Origin of the sequence: Frankia sp. AgB1.9, assembly GCF_016786355.1 — a bacterium.
Classification (GTDB): Bacteria; Actinomycetota; Actinomycetes; order Frankiales; family Frankiaceae; genus Pseudofrankia.
The window spans coordinates 1-12,218 of record NZ_JADWYX010000042.1; the positions used below are offsets into that span (position 1 = coordinate 1).

The 12,218-nt window shown below is 73.5% G+C and carries 11 protein-coding genes and 1 tRNA gene; 5 read left to right on the top strand and 7 right to left on the bottom strand.

Going from position 1 to position 12,218, the window contains the following annotated elements:
* Nucleotides 1-275 precede the first annotated feature (275 nt).
* Together mqnB and I6A60_RS18395 are read left to right on the top strand one after the other, a co-directional pair.
* Nucleotides 276-1,220 (top strand): futalosine hydrolase, encoded by a 945-nt coding sequence (mqnB, locus tag I6A60_RS18390; protein ID WP_203025340.1) that lies wholly within the window; start codon nt 276-278, stop codon nt 1,218-1,220.
* A 52-nt stretch (nt 1,221-1,272) separates the two neighbouring features.
* Nucleotides 1,273-2,172 carry a 1,4-dihydroxy-6-naphthoate synthase gene (locus tag I6A60_RS18395; protein WP_203025347.1) on the top strand — a complete coding sequence of 300 codons (900 nt, stop codon included), beginning with the start codon at nt 1,273-1,275 and terminating at the stop codon, nt 2,170-2,172.
* 13 nt (nt 2,173-2,185) lie between these two features.
* Here I6A60_RS18395 and I6A60_RS18400 read toward each other — a convergent pair whose 3' ends face one another.
* The 4 genes from I6A60_RS18400 to I6A60_RS18415 form a co-directional block, all read right to left on the bottom strand.
* Nucleotides 2,186-2,581, bottom strand: coding sequence for a cold-shock protein (locus tag I6A60_RS18400; RefSeq protein ID WP_203025339.1), 396 nt, complete (start codon nt 2,579-2,581; stop codon nt 2,186-2,188).
* A gap of 266 nt (nt 2,582-2,847) precedes the next feature.
* The gene (gene larE / locus I6A60_RS18405; protein WP_203019610.1) at nt 2,848-4,263 is read right to left on the bottom strand and encodes an ATP-dependent sacrificial sulfur transferase LarE; all 1,416 of its coding nucleotides are present in this window, start codon (nt 4,261-4,263) and stop codon (nt 2,848-2,850) included.
* 93 nt (nt 4,264-4,356) lie between these two features.
* A complete protein-coding gene (locus I6A60_RS18410) occupies nt 4,357-6,123 on the bottom strand; it encodes a serine/threonine-protein kinase (protein WP_203019601.1) in 1,767 nt (588 codons plus the stop codon).
* A gap of 212 nt (nt 6,124-6,335) precedes the next feature.
* Nucleotides 6,336-6,539, bottom strand: coding sequence for a hypothetical protein (locus I6A60_RS18415; protein WP_203019589.1), 204 nt, complete (start codon nt 6,537-6,539; stop codon nt 6,336-6,338).
* A 72-nt stretch (nt 6,540-6,611) separates the two neighbouring features.
* Between I6A60_RS18415 and I6A60_RS18420 the strand changes: the two genes are divergently transcribed.
* Nucleotides 6,612-7,490, top strand: a complete 879-nt coding sequence (locus tag I6A60_RS18420; protein WP_203019587.1) for an Fpg/Nei family DNA glycosylase — start codon at nt 6,612-6,614, stop codon at nt 7,488-7,490.
* A 25-nt stretch (nt 7,491-7,515) separates the two neighbouring features.
* On the opposite strand, the gene I6A60_RS18425 is transcribed toward I6A60_RS18420, so the two are convergent.
* Both I6A60_RS18425 and I6A60_RS18430 read right to left on the bottom strand, forming a co-directional pair.
* On the bottom strand, nt 7,516-7,866 hold the full coding sequence (locus tag I6A60_RS18425; protein ID WP_203019585.1) for a rhodanese-like domain-containing protein: 351 nt from the start codon (nt 7,864-7,866) through the stop codon (nt 7,516-7,518).
* Nucleotides 7,867-7,942: 76 nt separating this feature from the next.
* A complete protein-coding gene (locus I6A60_RS18430; protein WP_203019583.1) occupies nt 7,943-8,605 on the bottom strand; it encodes a TetR/AcrR family transcriptional regulator in 663 nt (220 codons plus the stop codon).
* A 264-nt stretch (nt 8,606-8,869) separates the two neighbouring features.
* Here I6A60_RS18430 and I6A60_RS18435 point away from each other — a divergent pair, with 264 nt between their 5' ends.
* The gene (locus I6A60_RS18435) at nt 8,870-9,616 is read left to right on the top strand and encodes an HNH endonuclease family protein (protein WP_203019581.1); all 747 of its coding nucleotides are present in this window, start codon (nt 8,870-8,872) and stop codon (nt 9,614-9,616) included.
* Nucleotides 9,617-9,793: 177 nt separating this feature from the next.
* Here I6A60_RS18435 and I6A60_RS18440 read toward each other — a convergent pair.
* Nucleotides 9,794-9,876, bottom strand: a tRNA-Leu gene (locus tag I6A60_RS18440).
* Nucleotides 9,877-10,307: 431 nt separating this feature from the next.
* Between I6A60_RS18440 and I6A60_RS18445 the strand changes: the two genes are divergently transcribed.
* Nucleotides 10,308-12,215, top strand: coding sequence for an FhaA domain-containing protein (locus I6A60_RS18445; RefSeq protein ID WP_203019579.1), 1,908 nt, complete (start codon nt 10,308-10,310; stop codon nt 12,213-12,215).
* The last annotated feature ends 3 nt before the right edge of the window (nt 12,216-12,218 follow it).

A 12,218-nucleotide genomic window follows, 5' to 3' on the forward strand; every position in this document is an offset into this window, starting at 1 on the left:
GCCTGACCGATTCCGGCCCGGGAGACCGGCACCGGGGCATCGCCGGCCCGGTCATCCGATGGGTGACCGGGCCGGCCACCCATCGTCACCGCCCGACGCGGGAACCACGCTCGGTCGACGGCGGTGCTAAGGTCCGTCAACAAAGTCCGGTTTGCCCTCCTCGGGAACCTCGTGCTGTCACCGCGCCGTCCGACACGGTGGTCTTTCCCGGAGGGTCTGTCTGTTCCCGACGATGGCGCACGGAGATCCACACCGACCATGCCTCAGACACGCCGATGAGCCGCACCCTGATCGTCACCGCCGTCCAGGCTGAGGCGGACGCGGTGTGCGCGGGCCTGATGGGTAGCTGGTCTCGCTCCCGCGGACCTTCCACCGAGGTGCCGAGCGCACCCGTCTCCCCCGACTGGGACCGCCAGCTGCTGACCACCTCGACGCTCGGCCCGTACGTCGGCCGTCGGCGCGGCCCGGTGACGGTGCTGGCGGCCGGCACTGGCGGCCCGGCGGCCGCTGCCGGCACCGCCGTGGCACTCGCGGTCGCCGCGGCGACCGGCGACCCGTTCACCCTGGTGCTTTCGATGGGCGTCGCCGGCGGGTTCCGCGGCTGGGCCGAGGTCGGCGATCTGGCGGTCGCGTCCCGGCTGGTGGCGGCCGACCTGGGCGCCGAGTCCGGCCTGGAGGACCTGCGCGAGCCGGCCGGCAAGGTTCACGAGATGGACCGAAGCCTCGGCTTCCACAGCACCGGCGCGCCGCCGCTGCCGCGCGCGACGAGCTCCTCCGCGGACGGGAAGTTCCTCACCCTCGACGACCTGGATCTCGGCTCGTCGACGATCATCCCGGTGTCCGGCCTGGTCGACCGGCTGGCGACCGTCGTCGGCATCACCGGCCGCCGGGTTGTCACCGGGCCGGTGCTGTCCGTCGCCACCGTCACCGGCACCGAGCTGCGCGCCGCGACCCTGACCGCCCGGCTCGACCCGGTCGCCGAGGGCATGGAGGGCTACGCGGTCGGCACCGCCGCCGCCGCCTTCGGCGTCCCGGCCGGCGAGATTCGCGCGATCAGCAACCAGGTCGGCCGGCGTGACCGCGGCAGCTGGAACCTTCCGGCCGCGCTGGCGAGCCTGCGCACCGCGGCCGGCGCCCTCGTCGCCCACCCGGACGGCCTGCTGGCCGCCGTCGCGGACGCTTCGGCGGCGGACGCCTCGCGCCCACCGGTCGGGCGCTGAGCGCCCTCTCAACGCCTCTTGGCGGGGACCGACGGACAATGAGGGCATGACGATGTCCCAGGTGACGGCGGCCAGCGAGGCGAGCCAGCGAGAGCACGCGGGCCTGACGCTGGCGATCTCGCCCTGCCCGAACGACACGTTCGCCTTTCACGCGCTCGCCCACGGCCTGGTGCCCGGGGTGCCCCCGGTGTCGGTCACGTTCGCCGACATCGACGTGCTGAACGCCCGCGCGGCCGACGGCCAGGACGACCTGGTCAAGGTCTCGTACGCCGCCCTGCCCTGGCTGCTCGACGGCTACCGGCTGCTGCCGGCCGGCGGAGCGCTGGGACGCGGCTGCGGTCCCCTGGTGCTCATGTCCGCAGGCAGCCCCGCCGCCGCGGACGCCCAGGGAGACGCGGCGGTGCTGCGTGGGGCGCGGGTGGCGATCCCCGGGACCCGGACCACGGCCTACCTGCTGTTCCGGCTGTGGGCGGCGGGCATCGACGTGGCGACGATCGACGTGCTGCCGTTCGAGAAGATCATGCCGGCGGTCCAAGCTGGCCGGTACGACGCCGGGCTGGTGATCCACGAGTCCCGGTTCACCTACCCGTCGTACGGGCTGGTGTCCGTCGCCGACCTGGGCGACTGGTGGGAGGGTGCGACCGGGCTGCCGATCCCGCTCGGCGCGATCCTGGCCCGCCGGGACCTGGCCGAGCGGACCGGCGACCTGGCCGCGGCCGTGCGGGCCAGCGTGGCGGCTGCCTTCGCCGACCCGGCTGCCTCCGCGGCCTGGGTGCTCGAACACTCCCAGGAGCTGGCGCCCGAGGTCGTCCAGGCGCACATCGACCTGTACGTCAACGACTTCAGCCTCGACCTCGGCGACGAGGGCTACGCAGCGGCCGACGAGCTCCTGGCCCGGGCCGCCGCGGAGAACCTGGTCCCCGCGCTACCCCGCCCCCTCCGCGAGGCGTAGCCCTTACGAGCGCTCAGGCCTCAAGCTCGCTGGCTACCGCGTGGACGACCTTGGCCACCCGCTGGGCGATGCGGCGATCGGGGTAGCGACCGCGCCGGAGCTCACCCTGGACGTCGTCCAGCACCTTGATCATGTCCTCGACCATCGCGTGTAGCTCGTCGGGGCTGCGCCGAGCGGCTTCCTTGGCGGCCTTGGCCACGGACGGCGGCTCGGCAAGGACCCGGACGGAGAGCGCCTGGTCTCCCTTGCGGCCGGCGGCGACGCCGAACTCGACCCGGTCGCCCGCGCGCAGCTTCTCGACACCGGCCGGCAACGCGGCCTTGTGGACGAAGACATCCCCGCCGTCGTCGCGGGAGAGGAAGCCGAACCCCTTGTCGACGTCATACCACTTGACCTTGCCGGTGGGCACGGGCGACCTCGTTCTTAGCGCGACGGGAGCTGCGACGCTTTCTCCCCCACCGTCGGGGCGCCGTCGGTCTGGCTCCCGGTCGTCCGCTCGGCCGCCAACCGGTGGGATCCCTGGCGGCAAAGAAGGCGCGACCGACAAACGACGGTCCTCAGGCTATCCGGCCGGCGCCCGACAGGCGCAGGATTCCAACGCCGCAGGGGCGGACGGCACAGGCTCCCCACCGGGACGGCCCCCGGCGAAGCCCGCTGTTCACCCAGGCCCAGGGCTCAGAGCAGCTCGTTCATGGCGCCCGACCGGAAGCCACGCGGATCCACCTCGATGAGGTCGAAGCCGGTGACGACGGAGGTCAGATCGGGCCGGGCGGCGAGCGTCGCCACGAGCTCCGCGTCGACCTCGATCCGGGCCCGGTCGCCCAGGTCACGCACGCGCAGGTCACGCACACGCAGCTCCGCGTCGGCCAGCGCCAGCCGCAGTGCCTGCTCGGCGCGCTCGACCCGGGCGAGCCGACTGGGCGTCACCTCGATGCCGTAGGCGATCCGGCTGGCCAGGCAGGCGGCGGCCGGCTTGTCGGCGGTGACCAGGCCAAGCCGGTGGGAGGCCGCCCGGACCTGCCGCTTGGTCAGCCCGGCGTCGAGCAGGGGGGTGGCCGCGCCCCGCTCGGCGGCGGCCCGGATGCCGGGGCGGAACCCGGCGACGGCGTCGTCCGCGTTCGTCCCGGTGACGACGTGGGCCAGGCCCAGGTCGGCGGCCAGCGGGCCGAGCGTCTCGGTCAGCTCCGCCTTGCAGAAGTAGCAGCGGTCCGAGCCGTTGGCGACGTAGCCGGGCCGGGCCTGCTCGTCGGTGGTGGGCAGCAGGTGGCGCACGCCGAGCGCCGCCGCGAACGCACGGGCGGCGTCGAGCTCGGCGGCCGGCAGGGACGGGGAGACCGCGGTCGCGGCCACAACCGCGTCGGGCCCGAGCGTCCTCGCCGCCCAGGCCAGCAGGAAGGCCGAGTCGGCGCCGCCGGAGAACGCGACGAGCACCGAGCCCAGCTCCGTCAGCCGGGCGCTGAGGGCCGCCATCCGCTGGTCGAGGACCGCGCCCGCGAGCCAGTCGGGGAACTCCGCGAGCCCGCCGAGCACGACGTCCGCGCCGGCGGCCGAGAGGGCGCCCGCGTCGTGCGACCCGGTGGTCAGCCCGACGGACAGCGCCCCGCCGGCCCGGGCGCCGAGCACGTCGCCCTCGTGGTCGCCGACGTAGATGTGCACGCCGTGCTCGCGGATCGCGTCACCCTTGGCGGCGGCCCAGAGCCAGCCGACGACGACGTCCGGCTCGATCCCGATCGCCGCCAGGCTGGCGCGGGCGAGCCACTCGGCCTTCGCCGTCACCACGACCACCCGGCCGCCTTCCCGCCGGACCGCCTCGACGGCCCGCGCAGCCCCCGGCATCGCCTCCGACACCGGCACGGCGTGGTCGACGTACAGCTCGCGGTAGAGGGTCGCGGCGGCGGGGACCTCGTCGGCCGGGAACCAGTTCGCGAGCTCCTGCTCCAGCGGCGGGCCCAGCCGGCTCGCGGCCAGTTCGCCGTCGATCGGGACGCCGGTGCGGGCGGCGATCTGCGCGTAGGTGGCGACGATGCCCCGGCGCGCGTCCAGGAGCGTGAGATCCAGGTCAAAGCCGACGACAAGCGGAGCGGAACTCATCCGAGCTGACACGACCCGAGCGTAACGACCGGGTTTCCGCGCTGGCCAACGGACGGCGCCGGGGCGGTCGTCGTCACGGCGGGCGGGCCGACGTCAGCCCTCGACCGGGATCTGGGCTCCCTGGCCGATCAGGCCGTCGTGCAGTTCCAGGCGCGTCGGGCCGGTGTCGACCGGGATGTCGAAGATCAGCGTTCCACTGACCTGGGCGTTCGGCTGGATCTTGTTCCACAACGAGTCGAACGGGTAGTACAGCCGGGTTTCCAGCGCCGAGTAGGCCTCGTGCCGGCCGCCGTTCTGGTCGTACATGAACTGCTGGTTGGCGACCAGCGTCCGCGACGAGGTCCCGACGTTTCGCACATTGATCTTGACTAGGCAGTACTGGCCGTCCGGCTTGCGCGGGATGATGCCGATCTTCTGCACGCCGCAGCGCAGGCTCTGGATCTGGAACTGGAGCGAGCCGTCGGTGTAGAGGCGGCTGTTCGGCCCGGTCGACGTCGGCGTCGGGGTGCTCGACGGCGGGACGGAGCTGCCCGGCCCGGGCGAGTCGCCGGGGTTGAGCGCGATCAGGGTGATCGCCAGTGCGCCCAGAATGATCAACACGATCGTCAGCCAGAGCCCGAGCCGGCTGCCGCCGCGGCGGCCACCGGCGCGTACCGGCATCCCGGGCCGAGCCGGGCCCTGGTAACCCGCAGCACCCGGGCGCACTCCGGCGGCCGGGGTCGACGGCCGTCGTGGCGGCACGATGCCGCCCTGAGCTTCGCCGGGCCGCTGGTACCGCGCCGACGGCTGGCGCGGGTCGTAGCCGGGGCCGCCGGGCCGCCCCGCGTCCTCGACCTGCGCGGTCGCGGCGCCGTAGCCGGGCGGTGCCACCCGCGTGCGCGGCAACCCGCTGGCGGGGTCCGGCCCGGTCAGGGCGACCACTGCGGGGCTCGCCATCACCTCGGCCCGGTCGGCGGCGAGCCCGAGCAGCTCCTCGCCGGGCGGCACCCCCGGCTCGCCGGTGTGACCGCGCTCGATGAGGGCCAGCAGCAGGTCGCGGGCGGTCGGCCTGGCGGCCGGGTCCTTGGCCAGCGCGGCGTCGATCAGGTCTCGCAGCGGGGGGACCAGGCCGGTCAGGTCCGGCGCGGCCGAGACGGTCCGGTAGGCGAGGTCGATGTCCTTGCCCTCGCCGAACGGGTGCTGCCCGGTTCCGGCGTAGGCCATGAGGATGCCCCACGTGAAGATGTCCGCCGCAGGCCCGATCGGCTGCCCGTTGATCTGCTCGGGCGCCATCCAGCCCGCGGAGCCGAACCCCCAGGACGTGGGCTTGGCCGTGGAGCCGTGGGCCACCGCCTGGGCGATCCCGAAGTCGATCACCCGCGGCCCGGACAGCGACAGCAGCACGTTGCTCGGCTTGAGGTCGCGGTGTACCAGCCCGGCTCGGTGGATGGCGGTGAGCGCGGTGGCGACGCCGACCGCGAGCCCGGTCAGGGTCGACGGCGTGAGCGGGCCACCCCGGGCGATCGCCTGGTCCAGGCGCAGGCCGTCGATGAACTCGGTCACCAGATAGGGCGCGGCCGCATCCGGGTCGGCGTCGAGCACCTCGGCCGTGCAGAACGGCGCCACGCGACGCGCGGCCGCCACCTCCTGCCGGAACCGGCGGCGGAACTCCTCGTCGGCCGCCAGGTCCGGGCGGATGACCTTCACGGCCACCAGCCGGCCACGCTCGCCCCGGCCCAGATAGACCGTCCCCATGCCTCCGGTGCCCAGGCGGCTCAGCAGCGGGTAGGGCCCGACCCGGTGGGGGTCGTGGGCCGCGAGCGGGTCACCCGACAGCCCGGAGGCCGGGCGCCGCTCCGCGCCCGCCACGTCCTCCGTCACCCGCGCCCCCTGGTCCCCCGTCCGATACCCCGGTCACTCGTAGCCGCAGTCTCCCCCAACACCGGGGCGCCGCGCTGCCCGCGTTCGACTCGACGAGACCGCTCATTCCGCCGCATGCCGGCACCTACCCGACAGGCTGGCGCCGAGTGCGGGGCAATCATCCCCTTTGTCGGCCATCAGACCGGTGGCGGCTGCTGGAGGGGCACCGACGGTCAGGCCGCGGCCGAGGACGCCTGGTCGCCCGGTTCATCGGGCGGGCGGGGTGGCAGGAAGGAGACCCGGCGCCCGCAGGCCTCGCAGACCGCCTCCTGGGCGCCCGGCTCCTCGTCGGACTCGGCGAAGTACGTCAGGGGCACCGTGCCGGTACACCAGGGGCAGCTGATCCACGGCCCGTCGACGGCGCCGCCATTTGTCATGGATCCACGATGACATGTCGGCTTCCCGGGTCGGGGATGGCCAGGGCGGGCCCGACCGGCAAGACTGGGGGCATGCCGGAGCTGCCCGAGATGGAGGCGCTCGCGAGCGTGCTGCGCGACCGCGCGGTCGGCAAGGTCGTCACGAGGGCCGAGCCGGTCGCGATCAACGCACTGCGCACCGTCTCGCCTGGCCCGGCCGACCTGGTCGGCGCGACCCTGGTCGACGCCACGCGGCACGGCAAGTTCCTCGACCTCGTCTTCGCCGGGGCCGGCGGCGAGCGGCTTGACCTCATCGCCCACCTGTCCAGGGCCGGCTGGCTGCGTTGGAAGGACAGCCAGCCGGCGGCGCCCGGCCGCGGCGGGCGCGGTGGCCTCGCCTGGCGGCTGGTGTTCGACGACGGTTCCGGCTTCGACCTCACCGAGGCCGGGACCCAGAAGCGGCTGGCCGTCTACCTGGTGCGTGACCCGGCCGAGGTGCCCGGGGTGGCCCGGCTGGGCATCGACCCACTGGATCCGGCCTTCACCGTGGAGGCGCTGGCCGCGCTGCTTTCCGCCGCCGGGCGCAGCCAGGTCAAGGGGGTGCTGACCGACCAGTCGGTGCTCGCCGGGGTGGGCAACGCGTACTCCGACGAGGTGCTGTGGGCGGCCCGGCTGTCCCCGTTCGCGCCGTCGAGCGGTCTGTCGCCGGAGCAGGTCGCCGCCCTGCACGACGCTCTGGTGGGGACGCTGCGAGCGGCCGTCGAGGCGGCTGGCGGGCTGGGCGCCGCCGACCTCAAGGCGGAGAAGAAGGCCAATCTGGCCGTGCACGCCCGCACCGGCGAGGCGTGCCCGCGCTGTGGCGACACCGTCCGTCAGGTCGCCTTCGCGGACCGCAGCCTGCAGTACTGCCCGACCTGCCAGACCGGCGGCCGGGTGCTCGCCGACCGCCGGCTGTCCCGCCTGCTGAAATAGGGCCCGACCGGGCCTGCCACGGACGTCAGAGCACGAACGGAGCGCCCGCGCTTTCGGTGGCCATCGGGCGACCGCCCGCGGCCCAGGCCATCATGCCTCCGGCCAGGTTGTACGCGTCCCAGCCGCCTTTGGTCAGGTAGCCGGTGACCATCCCCGACCGGTTGCCGGACCGGCAGACCGCGATGACGCGGGCCGATCGCGGCACCTCGTCGAGGCGGCTGACGAGGTCGCCCATCGGGATATGCGTGGCGCCGTCGATGTGACCGGCGGCCCACTCGTCCGACTCCCGGACGTCGAGCAGAAACAGCTTGTCGTCGCCCGTAGGTTCGGCGGGAATGTCCGCCACCGTAACGGTCGGCACCTGATCGGGACCCATGCCAGCCATCGTGCCACCTCCGCGGCCCGCCGCACCTCCCGGCACCCGGGATCCGCCCCGGTCCTGGCTGGGGCTCTCAGGGTTCGATCGCCGAGCTGGCCAGGGCACGCAGCGTCATCGGCGGGCCGTCGAGCGAGGTGTTGTGCTCGCTGGGACGCAGCGAGTCCAGCAACAGGTCGATGTACCGGCGCCAGGTCTGCCCGACGGGCGCCTCGGTCAGCTCCAGCACGACCCGGACCGCGCGCAGCAGCACGATCAGGTCGGCCAGCACCGCGTCCGCGCGGATCAGGCCGGCCTCCTGCGCGTCGGTGAACATCAGCCCCAGTAACGGGACGACTTCGTCGAACACGAGCGCGGAGGTCCGGCCCGTCCACAGCCGCCGGGAGACGAAAGCCCACCGGCAGGCGTCCTCCGAGATCGACGTCATCAGGAACTCGCGCAGCGCTCGGCCGGGCGGGGCGGTCTCGCGGGCGATGACCGCGAGCTCGCGTACCCGCCCGACCGCCGCGGCCAGTGTCTCCTCGACGAGCGCGTCCTTGTTCGGGAAACGGCGGTAGAGCGTCCCCATCCCGACGCCGGCGCGGCGGGCGATCTCGTCGACGCCAACAGCGAGGCCATGCTCGACGAACAGCTCTCGGGCGGCGCACAGGATGCGTTCGCGATTGCGTTCCGCATCGCGTCGCAACGGTCGCGGTACCGATGCGGCGACGCCGACGACCTGGGGGACCCCCGAACTCATGCGGCAACTGTAAAGGCCCCGTATAAGCCCAATCATCCGTTCTGATCGCACCGTCCCCCAAGAGCGGTCGGCGCGCCATTCGCTCGACGGTCCTTGCGAGTCAACGCGGCCGCCGCGCGTGCCGGCCGGTCGAAAACCCGATATGCCCCCATCTGTGGCACGATCGGGCGCCGGGCCGCCATCACCGAGCGACAAAACCGCTCGTAACGGCCTGGGCTCCGGCAGACTCGCCGCTAACGAACGGACGTGGGACAGGTGGGGGACATGGGCACGTGGGTCGCGGGGCGGCTCGCCGCTGTCGTGGCGGCGGCAGCGACAGTGGCGGTGCTGGCATCGGGGTGCAACGCGGTTTCGACGGCGCTCAACGACGCCTCGACCGCCAGTCCGTCTGGCGCTCTGCCGAGCGGGTTCGCGGCGAACGGTTCGGACGTCGGTGCCGACGGCTCCGCGCTCGCGGCGCTGGGCACGCTGAAGATCGCGCCGCTCGCCACGTCACCGAAGTACGACCGTGACGCGTTCGGCACGGCCTGGAAGGACGTCGACCACAACGGCTGCGACACCCGCAACGACGTCCTGCGCCGGGACCTGCACTCGGTGACGGTTCGCACCACCGACAACTGCATCGTCCTCACCGGCGAGCTGAACGACCCGTACACGAACAGGATCATCCGGTTCAACCGCGGCAAGGACTCCGCGGCGGTGCAGATCGACCACGTCGTCCCGCTGGGTGACGCCTGGCGCACCGGCGCCTACGCCTTCCCTCAGGCCGAGCGCGAGGCGATAGCCAACGACCCCGAGAACCTCCTCGCCGTCGACGGACCGACGAACATCAAGAAGAGTGACAGCGACGCCAGTGAATGGCTCCCGCCGGCGTCGGGTTACAAGTGCACCTACGTCGCGCGGCAGATCGGCATCAAGGCCCGCTATCACCTGTGGGTGACCCAGGCCGAGGCCGACGCCATGCGCACCGTGCTCTCCTCCTGCGCCTCCCAGCCCGAGCTCGGCGGCTGACGGGCCGCGCCCAACGCGCACTCATACGCCGTGGCCGCTGAACGATGTAACCGCGGCCACGGCGTATGAGTGAACCGAGTCGTTATGCGTTGAGGCGACCAGCGCGCCAATGACCGCACAAATGAAAAAGCTGGGAGCCGACCGTTCAAGGCTCCCAGCCATATATTTGCTTACGAGTGGGCGAGGGGGGAGTTGAACCCCCACGTCCTTTCGGACACACGGACCTGAACCGTGCGCGTCTGCCATTCCGCCACTCGCCCGAGTGGTCTTGCCCGCTACGTTACGCTTTCCCGCCAAACGCTGTTACTACCAGGCACTGGCCGACAGCGTGGCCTGCGCCTCACTGCATTCCCAGCACGCATCTCACCCGTACTAGATGGCACCTACCACATCAAACCCCGGTCACATCAAGCTCGAAGTGGCGCGGCCTTTGTCTGGTGCGCAGCCACGGTACCACGTCCGCATGGGTAGATGGCGCCGGGGTAGGTCGGGTCTGACGGGTGGCCTGGAGCCTCTGAAGCGCGAGGGCGGCGGGCGCCGACGAGAGGGGGCCGGTGGGATGCGCGCCGCGACTCGAAGGTTGCGCGGCGTGGGTTGTCCGTGAGGTGACGAGCCTGGTCACGCCCGGTGGTCGGGGACGACCAGGGCGGCCGTCATACGATCTCACGTAGCGGGAGGAGGGAGGTCGGCCATGGGTGTGCTACAGCGATTCGAACGCCGCCTGGGCGGCCTCGTCGAGGGCGCGTTCGCGAAGGTCTTCAAGGGTGGCGTCGAGCCGGTGGAGATCGCGGGGGCGCTCGCCCGGGAGGCCGACGACAGACGGGCGATCAGCTCCAACCGGGTACTGGTGCCGAACGAGTTCGCCGTGGAGCTGGCCAGTCCGGACTACAACCGCCTGTCGCCCTACAGCCGGGCACTGTGTGACGAGCTGGCCGAGATGGTCCGCGAGCATGCGGCCGAGCAGCGGTACACGTTCGTCGGACCGGTGAGCATCCGGCTGTCCGAGGCGCCGGACCTGGACGTCGGCGTGTTCCGGATTCGCAGCAGCGTGGCGTCGGCGGAGGGGATGGTGGCGACGCCGCAGCGGCGTGGGTCACGAGCCGCGCCGGGCGTGCCACGACTGCTGATCACGAACAAGGAGGCCCCGCCCGGCCGGGAGCGGGAGTACGAGCTCACCGCCGAGTCGACCCTGATCGGTCGCAGCGTGGAGTGCGACATCCGGCTGACCGACACCGGGGTCTCCCGCCGCCATGGCGAGATCCGTCGGATGCCGGATGGCAACTGGCTCTACGTGGACGCCGGCTCGACCAACGGCAGCATCGTGAACGGGCGGCCGGCGACACAGGTCAAGCTCGTCAACGGGGACCTGATCGAGCTCGGCGCCGCCCTGGTCACCTTCCAGCGCGACGACGGCCGAGGCGGTCGGGACAGCCGCGAACCGGGTCGGCTCGCGGCCGAGGCGCCGGAGCCCTTCGGCCGCCAGAACGACCGTGAGCCGGGTGGCGGTCCGGACGCCTTCCGCGGCGGGCGCGGCGTCGACCGAGACGGCCGCCTCGACCCGCGCGACCGCCCAGAACCCCGCGACCGTCCAGAACCGCGCGACCGCCCAGGGCCGCGCGGCGAGCAGTACCGGGACCGGCCGGACGGCCCGGCTCGGCCCGACCGACCGGCTGGCAACCGCCCCGACGAGCCGTTCAACGACCGCTCCGGCGCCCGCGGCGAGCCCTACCGCGACCGACCGGCGGGCCCGGCCAGAGCCGACCGACCCGACCGGCTCGGCGCCCGCTCGGACGAGCCGTTCAACGACCGCTCCGGCGCCCGCGGCGAGCCGTATCGCGACCGGCCGGCAGGCCCGGGTCGGCCCGACAGAGCCGACCGGGCCCCTGCCCGGACCGACGAGCCGTTCGACGACCGCTCGGGCCCGCGCGGCGAGGCCGGCCGCGACCGGTCCGGTGCCCGCGGCGAGCCGTATCGCGACGTTGCCAACGGCCGCCCGGCCCGCCCGGGTTCACCACGCCCGGAGCCGCAGCGCGACGAGCGACCGCGCCACGACCCGCAGCGCAAGGACTCCCCGCGTCCTGGCCCGCAGCGTCCGGACATGCAGCGTCCGGACATGCAGCGGCAGGACTCACCCCGCCCTGGCTCGCCGCGCGAGATCGCCCAGCCCGAGAGCCCGCGGCCCCAGGGCGCCCGGCGCCCGGCGCCGGTGGACGACCGGTCGGGCCCACGCGGCGCTCGGCCGCGCGACGAGGCCTACGGCGGCCCGTCGAGCGCTCGGAACGAGCCGAACCGGGACGGCCCGGCCCGGGTCCCCCGCGACGGGCGGGATGCCCGGGATGCCCGGCCCCGTCGGGATGGCGACAGCGATGAGTACGCTGGCCAAGGTCGCGGCTATGGTCGCCGTGCCGACGGGAGTGGGCCGCACCCGGCCGGGGCCCGCCGTGCCGGTGGCCGCGACGCCGACGGCCGCGACAGCCGCCCGCCGGAAGAGATCTACGATGCCGAGACAATCCTGCCCAGCCGGGCTCCCGGTCGTCCTCGGCCCGACGACCCTCGCCACCGGCCGGGCCCGCCCCCGCCGAGCGACCGGAGCTGGTAAAGC

What these genes read in the sequence shown, in the direction of transcription:
- mqnB (WP_203025340.1), top strand. Translation starts at nt 276, where the DNA reads ATGAGCCGCACCCTGATCGTCACCGCCGTCCAGGCTGAGGCGGACGCG.
- I6A60_RS18395 (WP_203025347.1), top strand. Translation starts at nt 1,273, where the DNA reads ATGTCCCAGGTGACGGCGGCCAGCGAGGCGAGCCAGCGAGAGCACGCG.
- larE (WP_203019610.1), bottom strand. Translation starts at nt 4,263, where the DNA reads ATGAGTTCCGCTCCGCTTGTCGTCGGCTTTGACCTGGATCTCACGCTC.
- I6A60_RS18415 (WP_203019589.1), bottom strand. Translation starts at nt 6,539, where the DNA reads ATGACAAATGGCGGCGCCGTCGACGGGCCGTGGATCAGCTGCCCCTGG.
- I6A60_RS18420 (WP_203019587.1), top strand. Translation starts at nt 6,612, where the DNA reads ATGCCGGAGCTGCCCGAGATGGAGGCGCTCGCGAGCGTGCTGCGCGAC.
- I6A60_RS18425 (WP_203019585.1), bottom strand. Translation starts at nt 7,866, where the DNA reads ATGGGTCCCGATCAGGTGCCGACCGTTACGGTGGCGGACATTCCCGCC.
- I6A60_RS18430 (WP_203019583.1), bottom strand. Translation starts at nt 8,605, where the DNA reads ATGAGTTCGGGGGTCCCCCAGGTCGTCGGCGTCGCCGCATCGGTACCG.
- I6A60_RS18435 (WP_203019581.1), top strand. Translation starts at nt 8,870, where the DNA reads ATGGGCACGTGGGTCGCGGGGCGGCTCGCCGCTGTCGTGGCGGCGGCA.
- I6A60_RS18445 (WP_203019579.1), top strand. Translation starts at nt 10,308, where the DNA reads ATGGGTGTGCTACAGCGATTCGAACGCCGCCTGGGCGGCCTCGTCGAG.